This window comes from Reyranella sp., assembly GCF_050185545.1.
Classification (GTDB): domain Bacteria; phylum Pseudomonadota; class Alphaproteobacteria; order Reyranellales; family Reyranellaceae; genus Reyranella.
In genome coordinates this window covers 1-25,733 of sequence record NZ_JBFWZI010000108.1, presented here as the reverse complement: position 1 = coordinate 25,733, position 25,733 = coordinate 1, and the positions used below count along the sequence as shown (strand labels likewise).

Below are 25,733 nucleotides of genomic sequence, written 5' to 3'. Positions count from 1 at the left end.
CAGGCCATGGTGCGTCGTTGCCCGACACGAAAGGCAAGTAGATCGGCGGTCCAGCGCCAGGGGCGATCTGGCCGGCCGTCAGTTGCGGTCGTCCTCTGTCTCTTGTCCGAACTCCGCCCGCCAGCTCGGTCAGTCGCTCGACCGCTGCATTGTAGGCGGCATTGTTCGCAGCACCGGCCTTCAAGGTATCGCTCATGTGCGCGGCGAGCACGCTGCCCACCGCATGGACGGCTTCGTGGCGATCGAGGCCTGCGCCCATCAGTCGCTCGGTCGCGCGGCGCACCGGCAGCTCGTCGCCCAGCGCCATCTGGTTCTTGATGATGACGTGCATGACGGCGTGCACCTTCGTGTTCGGAAGCTCGATGCCGGCTCGTCGATGATACACCTCTGCCAGCATGATCTGCTCATCCTCACCGAGCTCCTGCCATTTCTCTGCATCAGGGGCCGCTTCCGGGTCGTAACGCATGCCCGTGATGGATTCGATGGCATCGTCGGTTTCCGCTTCGACGTCGTCGGCGAGGTCGGTATCGTCATCGTCGAGGAGATCGTCGTCATCATCGATCCCCAGGATGTAGTCGAAGCCGCCATCTCCGAGCGTGCGTCGCATCGCTTCGATCCGTTTCCTAGTGCGCGCCGGCGTGTCGTTCGGGCCCTGGATCAGGAATGGCTTGCCGCTCTTGCCGAAGCTGAAGCTCTCGTCGCACGTGTCGACCGAGACATCGCCGAACAGCGGCTCTGCCACGGCGTAGTCGGGATGCGGCGCCAACCCGATCGAGCCCGACCAGGCTACGAGATCGTGCAGCAGCTTGCGGGCGCGAGGGGGCTCGATCGCGGTCATCGGCTGCGCAACGTTCAGTCTGTCCATGAACCGCTCGATCTCGTGCGCTCCGGCCACGCGCAGGATGACGTCCTTCACGCCGACGCAGTAGACGTCGAGCAGGAAGATGGCCATGGCTGTTCTGCCATCCGCCGCCTTGCGGGCAAGGAGCAGATAGCCCATTCCATCGTCAAACAGCGCCTCGCTTATCAGGCAGGAATGGATCGAGCGCAATCGCGACCTGCCGCACCTGCGCCGCCAGCGACATCTGGGTAGCGGCCGATGCGCTCTTGCGCCGCTCGGCCAGCAGCTTCTTCCGGCGTACCGCCTTGGCGGCGCGCTTCTGTGCGTGTCTTTTCGACATGGGTTGGTCTCCGTGAGTGCACCCTGGAACGTGATGACGCGCTTGCCAATCGTCCTCGCTATGGATTTCGTGAAGAAGGCAGCTTGGATCGGTAGAGTAGTCTTGTCCGAACCCGTGAGTGATCCCAAAGTGGCGATCGCAGCCAAGGAAAGTCCAACGAAGATGGGTGTCCGAACGTGACGGCCGAGAAGACTCTCGTCGATACCCTGGTTGTGGGCGCTGGCCAGGCCGGCATCGCGATGAGCGAGCACCTGAGCAGGAATGGCGTGCCGCACCTCGTCCTGGAACGCGCCCGCATCGCCGAGCGCTGGCGCTCGGCGCGGTGGGATTCCCTGGTGGCCAATGGCCCGGCCTGGCATGATCGCTTCCCGGGTCTCGAGTTCGAGGGCTTCGATTCCGATGGTTTTCCGGGCAAGGATCGTGTCGCTGCGTATCTGGAGGCCTATGCCAGGAAATACGCCGTTCCGGCGCGAACCGGCGTGGACGTTCGCACGCTTCGCCGCAATGAGGGTCGGCGGGGATTCCTGGTCACGACGTCGGACGGTCTTTTCGAAGCAGATCGCGTCGTCGTGGCGACGGGGGCGTTCCAGCGTCCGGAGATTCCACCGATTGCACCGAAGGACGATGGGCTGACGCAGATTCATTCGGCGGACTACCGCAATCCCTCGCAGCTGCCGGAAGGCGCCGTACTAGTCGTGGGTGCAGGCTCGTCGGGCGTCCAGATCGCCGAAGAGCTGAACGAGTCCGGCCGAAAGGTGTTCTTGTCGGTCGGCCCTCATGACAGGCCGCCGCGTGCCTATCGAAACCGCGACTATTGCTGGTGGCTGGGCGTATTCGGGGAATGGGATGCCGCTACCCCCACTCCCGGCCGGGAACATGTGACGATCGCGGTGAGTGGGGCTCGCGGCGGCCACACCATCGACTTTCGCAGGCTTGCGCTCGAAGGCATCACGCTGGTCGGCCGCACCAAATCCTTCCGCGATGGACGAGCGACCTTCCATCCGGATCTGGCCGAAAATATCGCGCGTGGTGACGAGAACTATCACGCGGTGCTCGATCGGGCGGACGCCTACGTCGCACGCAACGGCGTCAACCTTCCGCCCGACCCGGAAGCGCGCCGGATCTACCCCGAACCCGCATGCGTCGCCCATCCGATCCTGGAGCTCGACCTGCCAAAGGCGGGGATCGCATCGATCATCTGGGCAACCGGCTATGTGGCCGACTACGGTTGGATACAGGTCGACGCCTTCGACGTGAACGGCAAGCCGCGGCATCAGCGCGGCGTCTCGAGCGAGCCCGGGCTTTACTTCCTGGGGCTGCCGTACCAGTCGCGGCGCGGCTCGAGCTTCATCTGGGGCGTCTGGCACGACGCGAAATTCGTTGCCGACCAGATCGTCATTCAACGTCAATATCTGGCCTATCGGGATGCCTCGCAACGCAAGGCAGGCGCCTGAACGAGGCGGTGGCCGCACGACGCGCCGGGGATTTCCCTTGGTCCAGCCATGCCGATGGAGCCGGCGAGCAAGCAGGGCGGGGTGAGAAATTCGAAGACGATGGCTCTCGGCATGTTGATCGGCCAGATGGCCGGCGGCCATCCGGCGGCTTGGCTGCATCCGGAGGCCAATGCGCATGGTGCGACCGACATCGACTATTTTCCCAGACTCGCGCAAGAGGCCGAGCGCGGCCTGTTCGATCTCTTCTTCATTGGCGACACACCGGCGGCGCGGACAGACAACCTGCACGCCTGGAGCCGATTTCCGATGTTCATCAACGTGCTCGAGCCGGTGACGCTGCTCACCGCGAAGATGATCCATCCTGACGTCGGCCGTTTCCGGCTGGGGTCCGATCTCGAAGCCGATCTGTCCGATCTGCCGCTCGACGAGCCGATCCCCAGGGAGCGACGCCCCAAGAGCGCCAACATGCACAAGGCTCGTTGACTTCCATGCCTGACCTCCGTACGGGCATTGAGCCCCTCGGTGCAGGCTGTTATCGTTCTACGTTGCCCTTCTGAGTGCAAGTCAGTCGGAAAGGTGCGTCTACAGGTCATGCCCTGCGTCATGCCGTCAACATCGCTGGTGATTCAGTCAAAGTATATGGTGCGCTCACGACCTTCGCGGGCTGACCTACGCCACAAGCTCGGTCGTGCCAATGACCTGCCGTGGTACCGCTACACGCTCTCCACCACGCCGTTCTCGTGGGAAGCCGAGCCGCAGCCCATGAATCATTCGGATCCGCGGCACATCAAGACCGTGGGCTGATGCAGTCGGTGGTGGCAGCGGCCCCGCCCGTCCGGCGCATGATCGTCGGCATCACTGGCGCCTCGGGAACGGTCTACGGCGTCCGGGTGCTGGAGATGCTGCGGGCCATGAAGATCGAGAGCCATCTCGTGATCTCCAAGGCCGGCGACCAGACGCGCTCGCTCGAGACCGACCTGTCGGCGGCCGCATTGCGCGCCCTCGCCGACAGAGTCTACGCGCCGGGCGACATCAGCGCTGCAATTTCGAGCGGTTCGTTCCAGACGATGGGCATCATCGTGGCGCCCTGCTCGGTGCGCACCTTGAGCGAGATCGCGACCGGCGTTACGTCGAGCCTCTTGGCGCGGGCAGCCGATGTCTGCCTTAAGGAACGCCGCCGGGTCGTGTTGATGTTCCGCGAGACACCGCTGCATGCCGGGCACATCAAGAGCATGCTGGCTGTCACGGAGATGGGTGCCATCGTCGCCATGCCGGTGCCGGCGTTCTATGCACGCCCGCGCACGGTCGACGAGATCGTCACCCACTCGGTGTCGCGCGCCCTTGATCTGTTCGGCCTCGACACCGAGGCCTTTCCGCGCTGGACTGGCTCGTCAAGCGCGGCCAGGCGCAAGATCAGGAGCGGCGAGTGATGCTGTAACGACTGGCAATCGCTACCCTGCTCACGCGCATCGGAAGCGCGCGATCTTCCAGGGCCTGCTGATCGGCGAGCCGATCACAAACCACGTGCTGAAGCCGAGGTCGAGTGGGCGCAGTCGTTCCGAGGTGACCGTGTACCTGCTCATCGGCATACTCGACATGAGGCGCTTCATCGGTTTTGCGAGGTAACGCACGAATGTCGCCGGATGCCAGCCACTCAATCGAAGGAACCGCGGAAGCGCCCGGCGGGCCGGGCATTCCGCCAACCTGGTCCAGCAGCGCCAAGGATATGGTCGGCACTGCCATTGGGCCGGCGCGCCTTTGGTTCACCGTCGGTTACGGGATCGTGAACGAGGTCTTCTATCCGCGTGTCGACTTACCCCAAATCCGCGATCTCGGCTTCATTGTTGCGGATGGCAAGGGCTTCTGGTGCGAGGTCAAGCGGCTGGGCACGCACCGCGTCACCACGCCTGAGCCAGGCATTCCCGCAGTCGAGGTGAGCCATTCGCATGAGCGGTTCACCCTCATCCAGCGCATCACACCGGACCCGAAGCGCGATGCGCTGCTGATCGATCTGACGCTCGAGGGCGATCCGGGCCTGATGGTCTACGCCCTGCTCGCGCCCCATGTCGGCGGGACCGGGCATCGCAACGTCGCGACCGTCCATGCCGAGCGGGGACGCACGGTGCTGGCGGCCGAGCAGGGGCCGTTCGCGCTGGCACTGGCCGCAGCCGGTCCGAACCAGGAAGACGCCTGGACTGCGGTCAGCGCGGGCTTCGTTGGCTTCAGCGACGGCTGGCAGGACTTCAAGCAGAACGGCGCCATGACGTGGCATTACCGTCGCGCCGGTCCCGGAAGCGTCGCCTTGACGGGGGGATTGCCGCGGCGTTCGCGGCTGGCGTTGGCTTTCGGTGGCAGCCGGGAATCGGCGGCGACCCTCGCCATCTCGGCCCTGATCCAGGACTTCGATGCCGTTTGGCAGGATCACGTCAGCCGATGGCGCGATTGGCACTCCACTCTGCGTGTCGACGATCTGGTGCCGATGCGTTTCCGCGACGAGGTGAAACTCTCTGCGGCAATGCTGCGGACGCACCAGGACAAGACATATCCGGGAGCGATCGTGGCCAGTCTTTCGATTCCCTGGGGCAACAGCCGGGACGATATCGGCGGGTACCATCTGGTCTGGCCGCGCGACCTGGTGGAAAGCGCCCTGTCGCTGGTCGCGCTCGGAGCGATCGAGGAAGCGCGCGACGTGCTGCGCTACCTCATCGCCACGCAACTGCCGGACGGCAGATGGCATCAGAACCAGTGGCTGGGCGGCACGCCGTCCTGGACGAACATACAACTGGACGAAGTGTCCTGGCCCGTGCTGCTGGCCGGCGCGCTGGCCGAGCGCAACGCCCTGACGGGCATCGGCGTGACGGACATGGTGCGGCGTGCGCTCGGCTTCATCATCCGCATCGGCCCGGGGTCGGAGCAGGATCGCTGGGAGGAAATCGACGGCATAAGCACCTTCACCCTCGCCACGTGCATCGCGGCTCTCGTCGTCGGCGCGGAATTCCTCGCGCCCCTGGAGCGCGAGCTCGCCCTTGCGATCGCCGATGACTGGAATGCCAATATCGAGGACTGGACCGTCGTCCACGGCTCGCCACTCGCTGCCCGATTGGGCGTCGAGGCCCACTACGTTCGCTGCGCGCCGCTGCGCGTCCTCGAGGACCGCTCGGCCTTCGCCGAGCGGATCCCTCTCAAGAATCGCGGGCCTGGTGCGAGCATTGTCGCCCAGGACCAGGTGAGCACCGACTTCCTTCAGCTGGTGCGCTTCGGAATGAGGTCGCCGGACTCCAAGCTCGTCAGGGACACCATCAAGGTGGTCGACGAGATGCTGCGTGTCGAAACACCTTCGGGGCCCGTCTGGTACCGCTACAACGAGGACGGCTACGGCGAACGGGAAGGCGGGCTTCCCTATCTCGGCGTCGGTATCGGACGGCCTTGGCCGCTGCTCACCGGCGAGCGCGGCCACTACGTGCTGGCGGCAGGAGGCGATGCCGTCCCTTACCTCGAGGCCATGAGCCGCATGACCGGCCGCGGCGGCCTGATTCCCGAGCAGGTGTGGGATCGTGCGGCGTTGCCGCCGTCCTTTCTCTTCCCCGGCAAGCCGACCGGGGCAGCCATGCCGCTGGTCTGGGCGCATTCGGAATTCATCAAGCTCGCCATGGGGATCGTCGCTGGAAGCGTGATCGACCGGCCTCGTGCCGTCGCCTACCGCTACGGACGGGAACAACCACCTCCCCGTCATGTTCACTGGTCGCGCCGGGCGCCGCGCGGCCGAATGCAGGCGGGGTGCGCTCTGCGTTTCCTGCTGGAGCAGCCGGAGACCATCGTGTGGACGACGGACGATTGGAGGTCGAACGAGGAACTGGAAACCACACCAGGCGCCTTCGGCCTTGAGGCGGCCGAAATTCCGGCACGTCGGCTGAAGGCAGGCGCCGTGCTGCACTTCACTTTCCGCAAAAGCGGCACAGGCGAATGGGAAGGCCGCAACTATTCAGTTGCCATTCAATGAGGCGCTTCTGATCTCGAGCGCGAGGCCGAAAAAAGACAGGCACAAGGGTGGGCTCGAAACGGGGCAGCGCGACACGGCCGGCGTCACCTCGACCGCACAGACTGGTCGGCAAAAGGGCGCCGGCGGTAGTGGGGCCACCGCCGGCTGGCTGAGAGGGCTCGGTCGAGGTTGCTCGGGGGAGAGAAAGCAACGGACCGCACTTCACTCTCAACTAGTGGTACTGCGCTTCCGAGCGGCAATCGCTCCCCTACTTCAAGGAGCGCGACGCCACGGAGGAGTAGGCATCAGAGGTGTGGCTTGAGTGAGGCCTCCACGTTAATCATTGTAAAGTTTCATCCGTCCAACACCTCGACACCGGGTCGAGTATCCTGGGAACGTCCGGTGCAAGAGGGAATCTCGTTCATGGATTCTGCTACCTGGCAGACCATTCGGCTCACCGGCGCCTCTCTCGCCGCGGCCATCAAGGCAGCCCCCGCCGGCTTCGCCCTCTGGTTCCGCGTGACCTTTGTCGATCTGGGCCGGCAGCTTCGCTGGTCCTACCTGCCGCCGCTGATGGTCTACCTTGCGGCCGGCATCTCCAGCCTGACGGCAATCGTCGGCACCTTCTTCGTCAAGGACTATCTGGGCCTCTCGGCCGCCTTCCTTGCCGGGCTGACCTTCTGGGCCGGAATCCCCTGGGCGCTCAAGATGCCGCTCGGCCATCTGGTCGACCTCATCTGGCGCTGGAAGGCGCTGCTGGTCTGGCTCGGCGCCGGATTGATCGCGACCAGCGTCGCCATCATGTACGCCCTGATCGCCCACACCGACGCGATGACCGCGGTCATGCCGGCCAGCGCGTGGTACGTCATGGCAACCCTGCTGGCGCCCAGCGGCTACGTCGTTCAGGACGTGGTGGCGGACGCGATGACGGTCGAGGCGGTGCCGCGGTTCGACGAGAATGGAAAGGCGTTTGCGGAAGCCGACATCAAAGCCATGCACACCACGATGCAGACGCTCGGCCGCTTCGCCATAATCAGCGGCACGGTGCTCGTTTCGCTGGTGAACGTCGTGATGTTCGAGGGTGTCGAGACATTGGGGAGGGCGGAGAAGGCGGCTATCTATGCCGACATTTACCTGCTGGCGCTGATCATTCCGGCCGTCTCCGTCGCCGGCGTCACCCTCGGGTCGCTGACGCGGCACCGGCGAGCCAGACGTTTGCTTGCGCAGGGCGTCGAGGAAGAAAGGATCGCGGCGAAAGACCTCGCCTCGTCGGAGAACGTCAGGCCCAACTGGTTGATCCTCGGCGGCAGCGGCGCGTTCGTCGTCTTCAGCCTGGCCACCGGAGTTGGCGAGGTACCCTATGCGCAGGAAATCATCTTTCTGGGCTCCATGGGTATCGTCGTCTTCCTCATCCAACGCCTTTTGCTGGAGCTCGCCCCCGACTTGCGCGGCCCTCTGATCGGCACCGCCATCGTCATATTCGTGTTTCGGGCGGTACCTTTGCCAGGACCCGGCGCCACCTGGTTCGAGATCGACGTGCTCGGGTTCGACCAGCAGTTCATCTCTGTGCTGTCGCTGATCACCTCGGTGCTGACGCTGGCGGGCCTCGTGGTGCTGCGGCCGCTCATGGCGCACCGATCCATCGCCTATATGGTTGTCCTGTTGACGATCGCTGCCGGCGTGTTGTCGTTGCCGAGCATCGGCCTGTACTACGGCTTGCAGCACTGGACAGCAGCCTGGACCGATGGCGTCGTCGATGCGCGATTCATCGCGCTCATGAACACCGCGCTGGAATCGCCGCTTGGCCAGGTCGCTATGATCCCGATGCTGGCGTGGATCGCCCGCAACGCACCGGCGACTCTCAAGGCGACCTTCTTTGCCGTGATGGCGTCATTCACAAATCTCGCCCTCTCGGCCAGCTCGCTCCTCACCAAGTACCTCAATCAGGCCTTCGTTGTGACGCGAGAGGTACGCAATCCGGCGACAGGTACCATCGAGGTCGCAGCCAACTACGGCGAGCTCGGCTGGCTATTGATAACCGTCGCCATCCTGGGTGTCGCAATCCCGCTGGCGGTGGTTGCGATAGTGCAGAGCAGTCGCCTCCGAACCAGGCAGTGAGCGATGACGAAAGGCCCCGCCCGTGCGTCGGGATGGCTGCTTCCTGCCGATCCGAACGTCGAGCGGGGCCTTGCTTGTCGTCGCGAGGAAAGCCTCAGCGGATTTGATTGGCGATGTACAGCCACTTGCGGCGGAGCACCGGCTCGGCCTTCTCGCGCGGCACCTTGGTGTAGAGGATCTCGCCGGCCTTGACGACGCGCGCGGCGAACTGGTGCAGCGCCGTCTCCTCGGCCGGTGTCAGGACGAGGTGCTTGGGTTGATTCTTGGGATGCAGGCACATCGGCCTCATCTTCAGCGTGCCCACCGGGCATTTCGACTTGCTGGTCGCCTCTTTGCTGGTCGTCTTCGCCATGATGATTCCCCTCTCATCTGCCTGGCCGGAAACGGCATGCAAGCAGGTGACAGCGTGTCATCGGGGGTGGCGGTCGATCTGTGAGTTTTGGCACGTCCCGCGCCGCAATCCCGACGCTGAGGGAACCCTGCGTTCCAGGTCTAGGAGAGCCCGCCGTTCGTGCGCGAGAGCAGGTGCACTAGCAGCAACCGCGTTCGCGAGAAGTCGGGGTCGTCCGGAGCGACCGGGGCGGCGGCGAGCGCTTTTCGCAAATGGCCGACAGCCCGCTCGGGCCGGCCGCGGCTGACGTTTAGCTCGGCGAGCGCGTGAGCGGCCCGCAGGGTGAAGCGATGGGCGCCGATCTCCTGCGCCTGGCGCAAGGCGGCAGCAAGGTCGCGCTCGCCCACGTCGAAGTCGCCCTTGTGAAACTCCAGCAACCCGCGAAGCTTGAGGGCCTCGGCCCGGTAGAGCCGTTCCTGCGGGTTGATGGCCAACGCCTTCTCGATCGTCGCCAGGGCATTCCCCGGCGAGCGGGCGAGATTCTGTGCCTCGGCGAGCCAGGTGAGGTACATCGTCAGCCCCGCCCGCGACGCTGTCCGCGTCATGGCCCCGAGACCCTGGTGAATGAGGGCGACGCCCACCGTGGCATCTTCGAGCTCGGCCACCGCCCGGCCGAGGGCGATCCGCGCGATGGCCGAGAATTGCGGGTAGTCGTGCTCGTCCGACAGCGAGACCGAGCGTTGCGCCGCCTCCTGCGCCCGATCGAGCGCCCGCACGATCAGGAAGGTGCTCGCCGCCATGTGGCTGGCGAAGGCGGCGTCGTAGGGGTTGGCGTTGTCCGTCGCCACCTGGAGCGCCCATTCGGCCCGCTCGACGGCGCGTCCTTGCGCGCCCTGCAGGGCGGCCACCAGCGCGGCATTGCCGTAGGTCTGGGCGATGGCGCCGGTCTTGCGGCGGAAGCCGGTGGTCTCGAAGTATCGCCGGCCCTCGACGAACGACGCCTCGGCGCCGGCCAGATCGCCGATGCGGCTGCGCGCTGTGATCTGCACCATCTGGCCGTGGGCGAGATTCTCCGGGCCGCCATCGCGGGCCGCCAGGGCGGACACCTCGTCGGCGATCCGGCAGGCGGCGTCGTAGTCGCCGGCGCTCGACAGCGCCGCCCAGGCGCCGGTGGCGAGGCTGATCAGCTTCACGCCGTCGCCGCTGCGCTCGGTGAGCTGTCGCGCCCGCACCGTGTTGTGCGACAGCGCGTCGGCGCTGTAGCCCGCGGTGATCTGCAGGGCGGCGAACAGCGCGTAGCGGATCTCGAGCTCCCGGCTGTCGCGCTCGGCGCTCTCCGGCAGCGCCATCAGGAGATCGAGCGCGGCCTGGTAGCAATCGCGGGCCTCGGCAAAGGCGCGGCGCTGGACCGCGAGGAAGCCGGCCGAGCTCCACGCGATCACCGCGAGCTGGGACTCGGCGGCACCGGCCCAATGGCGCGCCATGATCTCCGGCTGCAGCTCCGAAATCCGCGGCAGGTGCTGTTGCAGCAGGTTTGCCACCCGGCGATGCAGCATCCGCCGGCGACTGGGCAGCAGGCTTCCGTAGGCGACGTCCTGCAGAAGCGCGTGGCCGAAGCGATAGCTGCCAGACACGGGCCCGCCGTCGGCGACGAGGATTCGCGCTCCGACCAGCCGGTCGAGCGCCTCGTGCAGGTCAGGCTCCGGCATCTCCAGCAGGCGCTTCAGGAAGTCGAGCCGCACCGGAGCGCCGACGACGGCGCACGCCTGGGCGACCTGCTGGGCCTCGCCCAGCCGGGCAAGCCGGCTCACGACGGAGGCGGCGAGCGTGGTCGGTATCTGGGTGAAGTCGGTTTCGGTGCTTTGCAGTGACAGTCGGGCGAATTCCTCGACGAACAGCGGCACGCCTTCCGAGCGACGGACGATCGCCCTGCGTGTCGCGGCCGACAGCGTCCTGGTACCCGTCGCGGCGCTCAGCAGCCCGACGGTCTCCTCTTCCTCCAGCCGCGGCAGGGTGATCGTCGCGGCATTTGCCGCCAGCGGCGAGGCCGAGGCTTCGGGGCGACCGGTCAGGACGACGAGGAGACGCGACTGGCCCTGGAGTCGTTGCACCTCGGCGAGCAGCGCGAGCGTCGATGAATCGCACCAATGGATGTCCTCGAGCACGAAGACGGTCGGCGGCATGCCGTCGTTGCCGGCAATCCACCGAGCCAGGACGTGATTCTGCCGTTGCCGCCGTTCCTCCATCGACAGGAGTCGCGTAGCGTCGTGATCGACCCCCTCGAGGCCGAGCAGATCGGCCATCAGGGCCGTCGCTTCCAATCCAGGCATGCCCGCCCCGGCGAGCATCCTTTCCAGCCGGCCGAGAGAGCCGGTCTGGGGATCAGAGTCGGCGAGCCCGATCGCCTCCTTCAGAGCGCCGACCACCGGGAAGTAGGGCGACCTTTGCCGGAACACGCTGGCCGCGCAGTCGATCCAGCGATGGGGCTGCGATCCGATGACGTGGCGGAGCTCGGCGACCAGCCGCGTCTTGCCGATGCCGGGCTCGCCCAGCACGACCGCCGTCTGGCCACAGCCCGCGACGGCCGCCGACCACAGGCGATGGAGGGTCGCCATCTGCTCGTCGCGGCCGATCAGGGGGATGCGGGCGCCTCCGCCGACGTCGCCAAACCCCGGCCCGCCCGATCCCGTGGCGGCGGGCTGCGCGTCGATGGCGAAAAGCCGGACGGGCTGGGCGAGTCCCTTGAAGTCGTGCAATCCGAGATCGACGGCCGGAAAACGTCCTGCCGTGCCGACCCTCAGCGCATCGGTGACGACGACCGTATCGAGCGGCGCCGCGGCCTGGGCGCGCGCCGCCAGATGCGGCGCCTCGCCGTAGGCTTCGCCCGAGCTGTCGACCAGGGTGGTTGCGGAGTGCGTGGCGAGCCGAACGTGGAGATCCACGCCGCCGCCCTGCGGCCCGCCACGGCCCAGCCGCCGCAGGTCCTGGACGATCTGCAGGCCGGCGCGAATGGCGCGCTCGCCATCGTCGTCGTGCGGGATGGGCCAGCCGAAATAGGCCAGTATGCCATCGCCGACGACGCGGGCGACATGGCCGCCGTAGCTCGCGATCGCCGCCCGCACGGTCCGCTGATAGTCGACCAGGATATCTTGCCACACTTCCGGGTCGAGACGGCTCGCCATGGCGGTCGAATCGACAAGGTCGCAGAACAGGACCGTGAGCGGCCGCAGATCGGCGGCGCGCGTCTCTGGCGTCCATTCCACCGCCGATCCGAGCGGTCGTCCGCACTGGCTGCAATAGTTGGCGTCGGGCATTGCGTTCGTGCCGCATGCCTGGCACCGCACCATCGACGGAACGACCTTCCGACTTGGCACCCCCGGTACCTCCCACGCCAGTCTGGAGGGTTTGTGCAGGGGCGACAAGAGATCGTGAGCCCCGCCGCCGACGCGCCGCGCCGGCCGGAATTCCGATCCGCTCGGCCGGAATCGGGCAACCATGTGGCAAACGACACCGACCGCAGAATCCCTTTCCCCGCAGTTTCCCGCATCGGCGGCGCGTGCGCCGCGCATCGGGGAAAGGGAAATCGATGGCGAAGTGTGTCGTGCGTGCGGCGAGCGGGCCGCGATCGGAGTCGGTCGACAAGCTTGCGAGACACGCGACAAGGGACCGGTCGGCCGCCCGGGTCGGCTTACAGCTCAGCTACCACTTCCGGAGTTCGCCGGCGAGCGAAAGCCAGCCGGCGAAGCTGCCGAAAGTGCGCAAGCGTGCACTCCTGGCCGACGACGTTCTGGCGACCTATGGCGCCAGGCTGCCGTTCACCGGACGAGGCCAGGAGATCGCGGTGATCACCGACACGCTGCCGAGCAACCGCGACCTCGCCGCCTTCTGGAAAGCCAACGGCCAGCCGGTCGATCATCGCCGCGTCGTCAAGATCCGCACCACACACACGAAACTGCCGAAGCCGCACGGTGAAGAGTCGATCGATGTCGAATGGGCGAGCGGCATCGCGCCGGGCGCCACCGTGCGGGTCTATGCGACCGGCTCGCTCGACCTCGCGGATTTCGCCCGTGCCCTCGATGCGGTCATCGCCGATGCGCGCGCCCGCCCTCGGCTCCGCCAGATGTCGATCAGCTTCGGCGTCGGCGAGGCCGACCTGGTCCGCCAGCAGCCACACGACCTCGACATCCTGCGCCGCAAGTTCCTGAAGCTGGCAGCGCTCGGGGTCAATGTCTTCGTGTCGAGCGGCGACGAGGGTGCGCGCCCCCAGGGCGCCATGCCGTTCGCCCCCCGGCGTCTGCAGACGCAATATCCGGCATCGGATCCGCATGTCATCGCGGTCGGCGGCACCACGCTCGTGCTCGCCACCGACGGCTCGGTGATCAGCGAAACCGGCTGGACCGGCAGTGGCGGCGGCATCAGCAGCCGCTTTACCCGGCCGCGCTGGCAGGAAGGCGTCAAGCGTCGCACCAGGCCGGGGCGGCTGGTGCCCGATGTCAGCATCGCCGCGGACCCTCGTCACGGCGCGATGGTGATCTTCGGCGGCAAGCGCGGCGCGATTGGCGGCACCAGCTGGAGCGCGCCGGTGTGGGCCGGCCTGTGCGCCATCCTCAACGAGGCCCGGCTTGCCGCAGGGCGGGGGCCGGTACCCTACCTGAACCCCCATCTCTATCCTTTGGTCGGCACCGCGTGCTTTCGCGACATCACGGGTGGCGACAACAACGGCTATCGGGCTGCCGTGGGCTTCGATCTCGTGACCGGCATCGGCACCCCGAACCTCGGCGAGCTGATCGCACGCCTGGCGTAGCGGCTAGGCCACCGGTGCGGGATCGGGTACGCCGATCAGCTTGACGATCAGTTCCGCGGTCTGCGCCGCCGCCGCCGTGGCGGCGTAGTCGGCGATCTTCTGGCTGGCTTCGGTCACGCTCTGAGCCGTGACGTCGACGCCTGACATGACGTCGCGTGCCCAGTCGGCGTTGGTCAGGCCCTCGGTCTGCGCGAAGCTGCGCGCAATCTTGACCTTGTTGTCGACGATCGTCTTGTCAGTACCGGTCGCGCCCAAGGCGATGTTCAAGACCAGATCGCCCCGGGTCGTGCCGTTCACCAGGTCGTTCACCCAGTAGTCCAGTCCGCCTTGGTCGGGGGCATGGTGGAACAGGTTGGCATAGACCTTGTCGACGAAGGCGTCGTTGGCGAGGGTGGGCGCGTAGACCCCCGACGTTTCCTGCTGCGCGAAGAAGCTGTCGGAAATATCGGTGATCTTGTCGCCCTGAGCGACCCGGGCGACCCAGTAGTACAAGCCGAGCGCATCGGGGGCCCGGTTCTCCTCGGCGATGTAGAGATGGAAGATGTTGAAGGCGTCACCGAAGAATCCGGCATCCTTGCTGAACTGGCCGCGGCTCAGGATGAAGTCGGTCGTGCTCAGCGTCTCGCCCGGGAAGCGCAAATCCTGGATGCTGGTGAGCCAGTCGGTGCCGTCCGTGCCGACCCGGTCGTGCACGACGAAGGGCGAATTGCCTGCCGTGAGCACGATCTCGTAGTTCTTGGTCGGGCCGGTGAAGTCCGCGGCGTTGACGCCAAGACCGCCATCGAGCCGATCGTTTCCGGCATGGCCGACCAGAACGTTGTTGGCGTCATTGCCGCAGATCGTGTCGTTGCCCGAACCGCCGATGCCAGTGTGCATCACGGTACCGAGCGCGATCGAGATGTTCTGGGTGAGCTCCCCGGCGCTCGTGAAGTGACCGGCCCGCAGGTCGATGGTCTGGTTGCCCTCGTAGCCCGACAGGTCGAGGGTGTTGATGCCGCCGGCGTCCCAGATCGAGAATACGACCTGCTGGTCAGCCGACACGATGTCGAAGGCGCTGCCCTTCTCGGTGGTGTGGAAGCCGTAGGTCGTGTCGCCGGTGCGCGTCGTCATGTTGGCGCCGTAGAGGCGCTGGACGGCGGCGATGTCGTCGAGCAGGGCGGTCGACCCGAAGTAGGTCGTGTCGCCCGCCTTGTGGACGGCGCCCGTGTTGTCGGCGCCTAAGTAACTCATGATGGTGTATTGCAGCGAGTCCTGCTGGTAGACAGCGTCGTCTGTATAGGTCGCGTTCCGCTGATCGCCGGCATTGTAGCTTCCGGGGTGCTCCAGTCCCAGCGAATGGCCGAGCTCGTGCAGCGCGGTCGAGTAATTGTAGGTGCCGTAGGCGAAGCCCGAGACCGTGTCCTTGATGTTGAACCAGAAGTCGCCTTCGTCGCTGTCGAAAGCGAAATTCTTCGAGGTCGGGCCGTAGGCGTGGGCGGCCTCGTTGCTCTTGGCGTCGGCCACGAAGTTGGCGATCAGGATCGTCGCCTCGTCGGTGAACCCCGTCGGATTGACTGCCTTGAAGGTGATGTTGGCGACGTCGGACCACGCCGCGATGGCCTTGATGACTGCCTCGCGTTGCTCGTCGTTGACCTGAGAGAAGGTCTTGCTCTCGCCGTTGGCGTAGTTCTCCGGCGGCCTGGTTTCTCGAAAGCCGTAGGTCAGCTCGGAAACGCCCTGGCCAAGGGGGCTCCAGGCGACGTCGTCGCGTGTGATCTGAACGGCGGCCTGGGCAGTTGTGAAGGAAGGCTTCGGTTCGGCTTCGGTAGACATGGACTATGCAACTCCGGGCTGGGCGGACGCGGAAAGGTTCGTTCGATAGAGTTCGGCGGGAATTGGTCGTAGCAGGGAGAGATCGGGGGCCGCGGCCTCTGCGACTCAATATCGCCGTTTTTGTGGTGGGCGTGACGCAGATTGTCTGCAAACACGATGAACTGGAGCTTGGCGCGGCTTGCCGTTACGTTCCGGCGCGAGGATGGGGTTGAGCATGGTCGGTCTGTTTCGTCGAACCGCGCTGGGCGGGCTGGTTTCGGCCGCCGTTGCGCCACGGGTCCTTGCCGCGACGTGGCCGGAGCGGCCGGTCACCTGGATCGTGCCGTTCTCGCGCAACACCAGCGCCGATCTCTATGCCCGTCCGCTCGCGGAACTGGTGAGCAAGCGGCTTGGCCAGCCGATGACCATCGACAATCGAACCGGCGGCGGCGGCACGATGGCCGCGATCCTTCTGGGTCGCGCCGAAGCGAACGGCTACACGCTGATGGTCGGCTATACCGGTCTGACCTACGCGTCGATCCTCTATCCGAAGTCCGGTGCGGGCTTCGATTTCGCGCGCGACTTCATGCCGATCAGCGCCCTTGCCCGCGAGCCGCTGGTGTTGGCGATTAATCCGACCCGGCTCGACGTCACCGACCTGCAGCAGTTCATCGCGGCGGCCAAGGCCAAACCCAAGTCGATCGAGGTCGGCTACGACGCCCCGGGTACCATCTCGCATCTTGCACTCGACCTGCTCGAGGAGCGCGCCGGCCTGCAATTCACTCAGGTCCCCTTCCGCGGTGGGTCGCAGGCGATCGATCCCCTGCTTGCGCGGCGAGTCGATGCGGCCTTCGTGCCGCCGCACGCCGCGGCAGCCAACGCCGGCAAGGTTCGCGTTCTGGCGATCGCCGGCCGGCGCCGCGATCCCGTGCTGCCCAGCGTGCCCACCTTCAGCGAGGCCGGCCTCGCCGACTTTCGTGTCAGCCAGTGGTTCGGCCTGTTCGCGCCGCGCGGCACACCCGGGACGGTCCTCGACGTCATGCACGGCGCCGTGCAGGCAGCGCTCGCGGAGCCGCAGATCGAGGCGCAATGGGACAAGCAGGGCGCGCGCGTCGAGCTCGAAAGTCGCGCCGAGTTCGCTCGCTTCGTCGCCCAGGAGATCACCCGCTGGAGCACCATCGCCAGGGCTGCCAAGCTGACCCTGGAGTAGCCGGGCACGATCGCCCGCCGCCCCGCCATGCCGAACCGCGTGCGCGCCTATTTCGGCCTCGCCCGCCCCTGCCGGTTCGAGCGGGCGATCATCGCGGTCATCGCCGTCTTGGCAGCCGTTGCGGTCGCAGCGATGGCGTGTTGGCTCGTCGGCATCGACGAGTTGCATGCCGGCGGACCGCGGGCCGACTACTTTCTCTATCTGCTGGTGCTCCTTGGATCTGCTGTCGCCCTGGTGCGCTGGCCGTGGCTCGCCGGTGCGCTCCTGACCCTGGCAATCGTCGACTTCGCCTGGGGTGCCGGCGCCTACGCCCTGCGACGGGCCGGGGTCGAGGTGGTCCCGCTGCTGCCGGCCGACAGGGCCGAGTCGCCGCGCTTCCAGTGGCATGCGCTCCTGCAGGCGGTGCCGATCCCGTCGCTGCAGCTTACCAGCGTCACCGGGCTTGCCATCAGCCACACCTCGGAAGGCACGCGCGGGCGCGAACCGACGCCGGAGAGCCTGGCCGGCCGCGCGATGGTGGCGACCTATGGCGGGTCCACCACCTACGACATCGCCGCGGGCGAGGGCGACACCTGGAGCGATCGCCTCGCCCTGGCGCTCGATCGCGGCCAGGACGGCGGCCACTTCCTGGTGGTCAACAACGGCGTGCCCGGCTACTCGACCGTCGAGCATCTGATCCAGACCGCCTTCTACCAGACGAAGTTCGGCAAGAAGCCGCGCTGCGCGATCTACTATGTCGGCTGGAACGACCTGCGCAATGCGCACATCCCGGGGCTCGATCCTGGCTATGCCGACTTTCATCTGCCGAGCCAGGTCGATTCGCTGAAGACGCGCCGCGTCGGCGGCTCGCACGTCACCCTTTCGCCGCTCCTCACCGTGCTGGTGCGCATCCTCGGTGCCAGCGTCGACACCGTCCGCTACAGGGCCGATCCCTATGGCCGGCCGCCGGTGGATGGCGACGATCCTGCGGTCGAGACGCTGTTCGAGCGCAACGTGCGCTCGATCTCGGCGATCAACCGCGAGCGCGGCGTCGCCACGATCTGGGTCGGCCAGCTGCTCAACCGGGCGCAACTGCGGGGCGACGGGCGCTACGGCTGGCTGCCGCTGGTGCGCGATCGCGATCTGTGGCCGATGCAGCAGCGCCTGAACGCGGTGCTGGCGAGGACGGCCAAGGCCCTGGGTGACTTCTACATCGACGTGCCGGCCGATGATTTTTCCGACCCGGATTTCGTCGACAACGGCCACTTCTCCGCCGCGGGCGCCCAGCGCTTTGCCGATTTTCTGGCGCCCGCCGTGCGCGACGCCTGCCGGTAGGCGGTGCTAACTTCATCCGTGATGATCTCGCATGTTCACATCGGCATCGGCGATTTCGACCGGGCCTTCGCCTTCTACGCCGCCGTTCTCCCCGTGCTGGGCCTCGAGCTGAAATTCAGCGATCCAGACACGGGTTGGGCGGGCTGGATGATGCCGGGGGTCGCCCGACCGCTCTTCCTGATCGGCCGGCCGTTCGATCGCCGGGCCGCCTCGCCGGGCAACGGCCAGATGGTCGCCCTCCTCGCGCCCGACCGGGCCGCGGTCGATCGCTGCCACGCGGCCGCGCTCGCGCGAGGCGCAACCTCGGAAGGCGCCCCTGGTCTGCGGCCGCACTATCACGCCAACTACTACGGCGGCTATTTTCGCGATCCCGACGGCAACAAGCTCTGTGTCTGCTGTCATCAACCGGAGCCTCGATGATGAGCAGAGTTGCCCTGATCACCGGCGCCTCCTCGGGCATCGGCGCGGCAACGGCGCGCGCGCTCGCCGCCCCCGGCGCCGCGATCGCCCTCCACGCCCGTCGCAATCGCGCCGGCGCCGAGGCCGTCGCCAGGCAGCTGGAAGGTTCGGGTGCCGAGACGCTGATCGTCGAGGGCGATCTCGCCCGGCCGGGCACGGCGGCGCACCTGGTCGACGAGACCGCGGCGCGCTTCGGCCGGCTCGACATCGTGGTGAGCAATGCCGGCTTCGCCGACCGTCGTCCGGTCGGCGAGCTCGACCGCGTTGCCTGGGAGGCGAGCCTCGCCGCCATGACCACGGCGTTCTTCGAGCTGGCGAGCGCCGCCAAGCCCCTGCTGGTTAAGGCTGGCGCGGGTGGGCGTCTCATCGGCGTATCGTCGTTCGTGGCCCACGCCTTCGCCCGCGGCCTGATGACCTTTCCGGCCTCGGCTGCCGCCAAGGCCGGCATGGAAGCCTTCGCCCGCGCGCTCGCCGTCGATCTGGCGCCCGCTGGCGTTACGGTGAACTGCGTCGCCCCGGGCTTCGTCGAGAAGGAAGGTTCCGTCCATGCCGCCGTGCCGCGCGAGCGCATGGCCGAAGTGAGTCGCTCGATTCCGCTGGGCCGCTACGGCAAGCCCGCCGAGATTGCCGCCGTGATCGCCTTCCTGTGCTCGCCGGCAGCCGGCTACGTCACCGGCCAGACCATCCACGTCAATGGTGGCGTGACGCTGTAGGTCGTTCTCTTCCAGTCCCTCCCCCCCGTAATCGGGTCGTAATCGGGGGAGGTGGCCCAAAGGGCCGGGGGAGAGCCTCAGGCGAGGTTCATGAAGTTCCGACGTCGGGATCTCATCGATCTCGTCTGAGGCCTTCCCCCTCCGCCCCGTATGACGGGGCACCTCCCCCGTATGACGACGTAGGACGGGGGAGGAATACGATCTACCGCCCGATCGCGCGGGCCAGCGCGACGACGTCGAGGCCCTTGGCGTCGATGTCGAACCAGTCGAGGGTGAGCGGCACCTGATGGTCGAGCATGTGCCGGCCGTGATGGATGCGCCGGCCGTGCGTGCGGGCATGGTGCAGCAGCGGCGTTTCGGCCGGAGTCATGACGACGTCGGCGACGACGACGTCGGGCGACAGCACGAGCGGGTCGAACGACAGCGGGTCTTCCGGGCGCAGGCCGAGTGGCGTGGCGTTGATCGCAACGTGGATGCCCTTGGGCGGAGTCGCCACCTCGGCTACCGGCACGTCCGGATAGTGTCGCGACAACCGGTCGATCGTGGCGTCGATCCGCATCCGCTGGATCTCGGTCAGCAGCAGTCGGCCGACGCCGGCCTCGCATAGAGCCGCGGCGATCGCGCCGCCGACCGCGCCGAGACCGACCACCCAGACGCTGGCGCCGCGCAATCGGTGGCCCTGCGCTTCCAGTCCGCGTACGAAGCCGGCGCCCTCGACATTGTCGCCCGCCAGCGTTCCGTCGCGCTCGCGCCGCACCAGGTTGGCGCTGCCGGCGGCTTCGGCGCGTCGGGTCGCGCGGCCGAGCAGGCGCAGCACCGCTGCCTCGTGCGGCGTGGTGACGGTGAGACCGGCGAAGTTGCGCAGCTTGCCGAGGCCGTCGAGCAGCAAGGGCAGGAGCTCGGCACCGCCTTCGAACGGCAGCCACACCGCATTGACGCCGGCCGCCGCGAAAATCTGCGGCATCATCGCGGTGAGCCGCAGCTGACGGATCGGATCACCGATCGTGCCGTAGAGGCGCGTCGCGCCGTTTACGGTGAACTGGCCGGTGAAGAGGCCGGGAAGTTGCGCGTTCATGGTGGTCCAGAGACGACAACGGCGGGGTGTTGGCCCCGCCGTCGATCTTGGCTCCGCTTGTTGCTCGGCGCTAGAGGTTCTTCAGCACGTGCTCGGCCGAGGACACCTCGAAGGCACCCGGCTTCTCGACAAACAGATGCTTGATGACACCGTCCTCGACGACCATGGCATAGCGCTGGCTGCGCGTGCCGAGGCCGAACTTGGAGCCGTCCATGGTGAGGCCCATCGCCGTGGTGAACTCGGCGTTGCCGTCACCCAGCATCATGACCTTGTCGCCCGCCTTCTGGTCCTTGCCCCAGGCTCCCATCACGAACGCGTCGTTGACGGAGATGCAGGCGATGGTGTCGACACCCTTGCTCTTCAGCGCAGCAGCTTCGGCCACGAACCCGGGCACGTGCTTTGCTGAACAAGTGGGTGTGAAGGCGCCCGGCAGGGCGAAGGCCACCACCTTCTTGCCGGGCGCGAAGAGTTCCTCGGTGGTGACCGCCTTGGGTCCCTCGGGGCCCAACACGCGCAACGTGGCGCTGGGCACCTTGTCGCCGACTTTCGCCATTATTTGCTCCTTCAATTGCCACCCGGTCCGGGTAGCCTCACGAACCGGCGGACCCTAGGCGAGGGGTGGACCTTTGTCCAATAGGGGCGACGGCTTGATGTTTGCCCGGACAATCCCCATGACTTTGGAGGATCATTGCATCATGTCCGGGTCAGGCACTCCCGCTGCCGGGTTGGCAGGCCGTTTCCTGGTCGCCGCACCGTCCATGCCGGACGAGCGGTTCCAGAAGAGTGTTGTCTTCATCTGCAAGCACGACGAGGACGGGGCGCTCGGCATCATCGTCAACAATCGGGTCGAGGACCTGCCGTTGGGCCAAGTCTACAAACAGCTCGGCATCGAGGTGCCGGCCGCTGCCGCGGAGCGGCCCGTGCTGTTCGGCGGCCCGGTAGAACCCTCGCGCGGTCTGGTGCTGCATTCGGCCGACTACAAGCGCGACGACACGCTGGTGATCGGCGGCGGCATGGCGTTGACGGCGTCGATGGAGATCTTGAAGGACATGGCGGGTGGGGCCGGCCCCAAGCAGGCCTGGCTGGCGCTCGGCCACGCCGGCTGGCAGCCCGGCCAGCTTGATCACGAGCTGCAGGACAACGCCTGGCTGGTGGTCGACGGTGATGCTGCCCTGGTGTTCGACACCGATTTCCCCGCCAAGTGGCAGCGCGCCCTCGATCGTCTGGGCAGTTTCGGTGGCCGGTTCGATCCGGCCTCCTTTTCGCATCAGTCGGGCCGCGCGTAGCGCCTTCGCCGGGAGCGCGCCACTCCGATGGCGCTTATAGGATCAGTAGTCATCGAGAAGAGCCCCATCGGAGTGGCGCGCTCCCAGCCATGATGAAACCCCCAGCGAAGCCGAGAGGAACGCAAGTCTCATACCGCGACGAGAAATTTGCATCCAACATCCCCTGAGGGTGGTTGAGATGTGCAATTTTCGGAACGGATCGCGCTTATCTTCGGAGCCAATTCGGCCTATAGCGCGGACGTGCCGCCGCGACCCTCCCTTCGCCGACGGTGCGCGTATCCGGGACGCCCTCGCTTCGCTCCCCAATCCATCGGAAGCGTGGGCGTCCCGCTCTTTGTCCCTATTCTGCCGCTGCAGCCTGTGCCGCCGGATTCCGGTAGCTGGCGAGCATGGTGGCCTCGCGCTGCTTGGCCAGACGCACGTTCTTCTCCTTGACGTGACCGAAGCCGCGCATGCTCTCGGGCACCTCGGCGATCTGGACCGCCAGCGCATGGTTGCCCGGGTCGAGCGTGGCGAGCAGCGTCTCGACCGTCGTCCGGTACTCGTCGATCAGGCGGCGCTCCATGCGGCGTTCCTCGGTGTAGCCAAACGGGTCGAACCGCGTGCCGCGCAGCCGTTTCAGCGAGGCCAGAATGCGGAACATCGGCATCACCCAGCCGCCATACTCGCGCTTCTGCAGCCGGCCGGTCGCCGGATCGCGGTCGGCGAACAAAGGCGGCGCGAGATGGAAGGTGACCTTGAAGTCGCCCTCGAACTGCGTCGCCAATTTCTTGTGGAAGTCGCCGTCGGTGTAGAGCCGCGCCACCTCGTACTCGTCCTTGTAGGCCATCAGCTTGTAGAGCGACTTGGCGACCGCCTCGGCGAAACCGGACCGGCCGCGGGCACGCTCCTTCTCCGCCTTGGCGACCTTGTCGACGAAGGCGCGATAGCGCTCGGCGTAGTTGCGGTCCTGATAGGCTTCGAGCAGCTCGAAGCGCCTGGCGACGATTTCGGGCAGGGTGCGCGCGACCTTCTTCTCGACCCGGAGGGTAGGCCTGGCGGCGGATTGCACGGCGGCGAGGTTGTGCGCGGCGAGGCGGCCCCAGGCGAAGGTGCGCTTGCTGGTCTCGACCGCGACGCCGTTGAGCTCGATGGCGCGTTCGATGGAAGCGAGCGACAGCGGCACCAGCCCCTTTTGCCAAGCGTGGCCAAGCATGAAGAGATTGGTGGCAATCGAATCACCCAGGATCGCCGTTGCCAGGCCGGTGCCGTCGACGAACGACGTCGCCTCGTCGCCCGCGGCATCGCGGATCGTCTTCATCATGGCTTCGGCGCCGAGATCCATGTCGCCGTTCATGACGAACGCCGCCACCGGCTGTACATGGCCGTTGATCACCGCCTTGGTGACGCCCTGCTCGATGCGCGACAGCGCGGCCGGCGAGGCCGCCACCACCATGTCGCAGCCCAGCACCAGGTTGGCGCCACCGGCGGCGATGCGCACGGCATGCAGGTCCTCAGGGCTCGGCGCGAGGCGCACGTGACTCATCACCGCGCCGTTCTTCTGCGCAAGGCCGGTGAAGTCGAGCACGGTGCAGCCCTTGCCTTCGAGATGGGCCGCCATGCCGATCAGCGCGCCGACGGTAATCACGCCGGTGCCGCCGATGCCGGTCACCAGGATGCCGTACGCCTCGTCGAGCGGCCGCAGTGTCGGCATCGGAAGATCGGCGAACGGATCCTCCTTCACCAGCTCGAGCCTTTGCCGGCGCGCCTTTGCCGGCGTGCCGCCATGTACCGACACGAAGCTCGGGCAGAAGCCCTTGAGGCAGGAGAAATCCTTGTTGCAGTTGCTCTGGTCGATCTGGCGCTTGCGGCCGAGCTCGGTCTCGAGCGGTTTCACCGACACGCAGTTGCTCTGGTCGGAGCAGTCGCCGCAGCCCTCGCACACCGCGTCGTTGATGAACACGCGCCTGGCCGGGTCGGGGAAAGTGCCGCGCTTGCGCCGGCGGCGTTTCTCGGCGGCGCAGGTCTGGTCGTAGACCAGTACGGTGAGGCCGGGGATGTCGCGCAGCTCGCGCTGCACGGCGTCGAGCTCGTCGCGATGGCGGATGGTGACGCCGTGCGCGAACTCGGTGCCCATCGGATACTTGTCCGGCTCGTCGGTAACGACGACGACTCGCTTTGCACCTTCGGCCGCCACCTGCTTGGTGATCTCCGGCACCGTCAGCGGCCCGTCGTGCGGCTGGCCGCCGGTCATGGCGACGGCGTCGTTGAACAGGATCTTGTAGGTGATGTTGACGCCGGCGGCGGCGGCCTGGCGGATCGCCATCAGACCGGAGTGGTAGTAGGTGCCGTCGCCCAGATTCTGGAAGATGTGCTTGTCGGATGTGAACGGCGCCTGGCCGACCCAGGTCACCCCTTCACCGCCCATGTGGCTGATCAGGGCGGTTCGCCGCTCGGGCATCCAGATCGCCATGCCGTGACAGCCGATGCCGGCCATGGCGCGGCTGCCTTCGGGGACGCGCGTCGACGTATTGTGCGGGCAGCCCGAGCAGAAGAACGGCGTGCGCGCCACCTTGGGCGGCGGCGCGGCCAACAGCTTCTCCTTGGCCTCGAGGCGGGCGAGGCGCTGGCGCAGCTCGGGCGAGTCGCCGGTAAGCTTCATCAGGCGGTTGGCGATCACCAGGGCGACGCCGGTCGGCGTCAGCTCGCCTTCGCTGGGCAGGATGATGCGTCCGGTCTCGTCGGTCTTGCCGATGACCAGTGGCCGGCGATCGGCCGGCAGGTTGTAGAGCAGGCGGACGAGCTGATCCTCGAGGTTGGAGCGCTTCTCCTCGATGACGATGACCTCCTGCAGGCCTTCGGCAAAGCGCCGGGCGCCCTCCGGCTCGAGAGGCCAGGTCATGCCGACCTTGTAGAGGCGGATGCCGAGGGCACGGGCGCGTTCCTCCGTGATGCCGAGATCCTCGAGCGCCTGGCGCGTGTCGAGATAGGCCTTGCCCGTGGTCATGATGCCGATGCGCGCGCGCGGCGGATCGATCACCATCCTGTCGAAGCCGTTGGCGCGCACGAAGGCTTTGACCGCCGCCATCTTCGGTCCGTGCAGCCGCTTCTCAGCCTCGAGCGGCGGGTCGGGGTTGCGGATGCCGAGCCCGCCGGGCGGCAGCTGGAAATCGGTCGGCATGACGATGCGGATGCGCTCGGGATCGACCCACACCGAGGCGCCCGATTCGACCGTCTCGGAGATCGCCTTGAAGCCGATCCAGCATCCCGAGTAGCGCGACAGCGCGAAGCCCAGCAGGCCGAAATCGAGATATTCCTGGACGGTCGCCGGATTGACCACGGGGATCATGGCGGCGGCGAAGACCTGCTCGCTCTGGTGCGGCAGGGTCGACGACTGGCAGCCATGATCGTCGCCGGCCAGCGCGATGACCCCGCCGTGCGGCGAGGTGCCGGCGGCGTTGCCGTGCTTCAGCACGTCCATCGAGCGATCGACGCCGGGCCCCTTGCCGTACCAGATGCCGAACACGCCATCGACCGTGGCGCCCGGGAACAGGTTGACCTGCTGGGTGCCCCACACCGAGGTCGCCGCCAGATCCTCGTTGAGGCCGGGCTGGAAATGGATGTTGTTTTCCGCGAGGTAGCGCTTCGCCGTCCACAGCGCATGGTCGTACATGCCGAGCGGCGAGCCGCGGTAGCCCGAGATGAAGCCGCCGGTGTTGAGCCCGGCCGCGAGATCGCGCTGGCGCTGCATCATCGGCAGCCGCACCAGCGCCTGGATGCCGGTCAGGTAGACGCGGCCCTTGTCCAGCCGGTAGCGATCTTCCAGCGCGTAGTCGCCGAATACGAGCGGAACGGGGGTGAGGCTCATCGCGGAAGGCCCTCCGGAGGCGGCAGCGTGAACGGGCGTTTATGAGCGGCGAGCATAGCGGTATGCGGCGCTGCGGGGAACGCTGCGGCCTGCGTCCCCGACGCGCATTTTCGCATGGGTTCTCCTCCCCAGCGTCTTCGTTGGGGAGGACTTCCTACCCGTGGTCAAGTG

18 protein-coding genes are annotated in these 25,733 nt (G+C 66.9%); 11 read left to right on the top strand and 7 right to left on the bottom strand.

All coding sequences use genetic code 11. The annotated features are described in order from the left end of the window. On the bottom strand, nucleotides 1-1,327 hold a 1,327-nt coding region (locus AB7O82_RS24265; protein ID WP_428620339.1), incomplete at its 3' end, for a hypothetical protein. 30 nt (nucleotides 1,328-1,357) lie between these two features. Between AB7O82_RS24265 and AB7O82_RS24260 the strand changes: the two genes are divergently transcribed. The 5 genes from AB7O82_RS24260 to AB7O82_RS24240 all read left to right on the top strand — a co-directional run bounded on the left by AB7O82_RS24260 (nucleotide 1,358) and on the right by AB7O82_RS24240 (nucleotide 8,732). Beyond that, nucleotides 1,358-2,635, top strand: coding sequence for a flavin-containing monooxygenase (locus AB7O82_RS24260; RefSeq protein WP_428620337.1), 1,278 nt, complete (start codon nucleotides 1,358-1,360; stop codon nucleotides 2,633-2,635). Nucleotides 2,636-2,716: 81 nt separating this feature from the next. Continuing rightward, nucleotides 2,717-3,118 (top strand): hypothetical protein, encoded by a 402-nt coding sequence (locus tag AB7O82_RS24255; RefSeq protein WP_428620336.1) that lies wholly within the window; start codon nucleotides 2,717-2,719, stop codon nucleotides 3,116-3,118. 320 nt (nucleotides 3,119-3,438) lie between these two features. Beyond that, nucleotides 3,439-4,065 (top strand): UbiX family flavin prenyltransferase, encoded by a 627-nt coding sequence (locus AB7O82_RS24250; RefSeq protein WP_428620334.1) that lies wholly within the window; start codon nucleotides 3,439-3,441, stop codon nucleotides 4,063-4,065. A 203-nt stretch (nucleotides 4,066-4,268) separates the two neighbouring features. Beyond that, nucleotides 4,269-6,635, top strand: coding sequence for a glycoside hydrolase family 15 protein (locus tag AB7O82_RS24245; protein ID WP_428550013.1), 2,367 nt, complete (start codon nucleotides 4,269-4,271; stop codon nucleotides 6,633-6,635). A gap of 168 nt (nucleotides 6,636-6,803) precedes the next feature. Further along, nucleotides 6,804-8,732, top strand: a complete 1,929-nt coding sequence (locus tag AB7O82_RS24240) for a hypothetical protein (protein ID WP_428620333.1) — start codon at nucleotides 6,804-6,806, stop codon at nucleotides 8,730-8,732. Nucleotides 8,733-8,826: 94 nt separating this feature from the next. On the opposite strand, the gene AB7O82_RS24235 is transcribed toward AB7O82_RS24240, so the two are convergent. Together AB7O82_RS24235 and AB7O82_RS24230 are read right to left on the bottom strand one after the other, a co-directional pair. Beyond that, nucleotides 8,827-9,084 carry a hypothetical protein gene (locus tag AB7O82_RS24235; protein WP_428550017.1) on the bottom strand — a complete coding sequence of 86 codons (258 nt, stop codon included), beginning with the start codon at nucleotides 9,082-9,084 and terminating at the stop codon, nucleotides 8,827-8,829. Between the two features lie 140 nt (nucleotides 9,085-9,224). Next, the gene (locus AB7O82_RS24230) at nucleotides 9,225-12,326 is read right to left on the bottom strand and encodes an AAA family ATPase (protein ID WP_428620331.1); all 3,102 of its coding nucleotides are present in this window, start codon (nucleotides 12,324-12,326) and stop codon (nucleotides 9,225-9,227) included. A gap of 491 nt (nucleotides 12,327-12,817) precedes the next feature. On the opposite strand from AB7O82_RS24230, the gene AB7O82_RS24225 reads away from it, so the two are divergent. After that, nucleotides 12,818-13,867 (top strand): S53 family peptidase, encoded by a 1,050-nt coding sequence (locus AB7O82_RS24225; RefSeq protein WP_428550022.1) that lies wholly within the window; start codon nucleotides 12,818-12,820, stop codon nucleotides 13,865-13,867. Nucleotides 13,868-13,870: 3 nt separating this feature from the next. Here the strand turns inward: AB7O82_RS24225 and AB7O82_RS24220 are convergent, their stop codons facing one another. After that, nucleotides 13,871-15,679 carry a M10 family metallopeptidase C-terminal domain-containing protein gene (locus AB7O82_RS24220; RefSeq protein ID WP_428620330.1) on the bottom strand — a complete coding sequence of 603 codons (1,809 nt, stop codon included), beginning with the start codon at nucleotides 15,677-15,679 and terminating at the stop codon, nucleotides 13,871-13,873. A 214-nt stretch (nucleotides 15,680-15,893) separates the two neighbouring features. Here AB7O82_RS24220 and AB7O82_RS24215 point away from each other — a divergent pair, with 214 nt between their 5' ends. From AB7O82_RS24215 to AB7O82_RS24200, 4 genes are read left to right on the top strand one after another with little or no spacing between them, the layout of a single operon-like run. Then, nucleotides 15,894-16,868 carry a Bug family tripartite tricarboxylate transporter substrate binding protein gene (locus tag AB7O82_RS24215; protein ID WP_428551713.1) on the top strand — a complete coding sequence of 325 codons (975 nt, stop codon included), beginning with the start codon at nucleotides 15,894-15,896 and terminating at the stop codon, nucleotides 16,866-16,868. A 27-nt stretch (nucleotides 16,869-16,895) separates the two neighbouring features. After that, nucleotides 16,896-18,182, top strand: a complete 1,287-nt coding sequence (locus tag AB7O82_RS24210) for a hypothetical protein (protein WP_428551715.1) — start codon at nucleotides 16,896-16,898, stop codon at nucleotides 18,180-18,182. Nucleotides 18,183-18,203: 21 nt separating this feature from the next. Next, complete coding sequence (locus AB7O82_RS24205; RefSeq protein WP_428551731.1) at nucleotides 18,204-18,602, top strand: VOC family protein; 399 nt, start codon at nucleotides 18,204-18,206, stop codon at nucleotides 18,600-18,602. Next, nucleotides 18,599-19,354 (top strand): SDR family NAD(P)-dependent oxidoreductase, encoded by a 756-nt coding sequence (locus AB7O82_RS24200; protein ID WP_428551718.1) that lies wholly within the window; start codon nucleotides 18,599-18,601, stop codon nucleotides 19,352-19,354. The genes AB7O82_RS24205 and AB7O82_RS24200 overlap by 4 nt, the downstream gene beginning before the upstream one ends. A 202-nt stretch (nucleotides 19,355-19,556) precedes the next feature. On the opposite strand, the gene AB7O82_RS24195 is transcribed toward AB7O82_RS24200, so the two are convergent. Both AB7O82_RS24195 and AB7O82_RS24190 read right to left on the bottom strand, forming a co-directional pair. After that, nucleotides 19,557-20,429, bottom strand: coding sequence for a shikimate dehydrogenase family protein (locus AB7O82_RS24195; RefSeq protein WP_428551721.1), 873 nt, complete (start codon nucleotides 20,427-20,429; stop codon nucleotides 19,557-19,559). 70 nt (nucleotides 20,430-20,499) lie between these two features. Beyond that, entirely contained in the window at nucleotides 20,500-20,982 is a 483-nt protein-coding gene (locus AB7O82_RS24190; protein WP_428551723.1) for a peroxiredoxin, read from the bottom strand. A 142-nt stretch (nucleotides 20,983-21,124) separates the two neighbouring features. On the opposite strand from AB7O82_RS24190, the gene AB7O82_RS24185 reads away from it, so the two are divergent. After that, on the top strand, nucleotides 21,125-21,715 hold the full coding sequence (locus AB7O82_RS24185; RefSeq protein ID WP_428551725.1) for a YqgE/AlgH family protein: 591 nt from the start codon (nucleotides 21,125-21,127) through the stop codon (nucleotides 21,713-21,715). A gap of 340 nt (nucleotides 21,716-22,055) precedes the next feature. On the opposite strand, the gene AB7O82_RS24180 is transcribed toward AB7O82_RS24185, so the two are convergent. Continuing rightward, on the bottom strand, nucleotides 22,056-25,562 hold the full coding sequence (locus AB7O82_RS24180) for an indolepyruvate ferredoxin oxidoreductase family protein (protein WP_428551728.1): 3,507 nt from the start codon (nucleotides 25,560-25,562) through the stop codon (nucleotides 22,056-22,058). Between the last annotated feature and the right edge of the window lie 171 nt (nucleotides 25,563-25,733).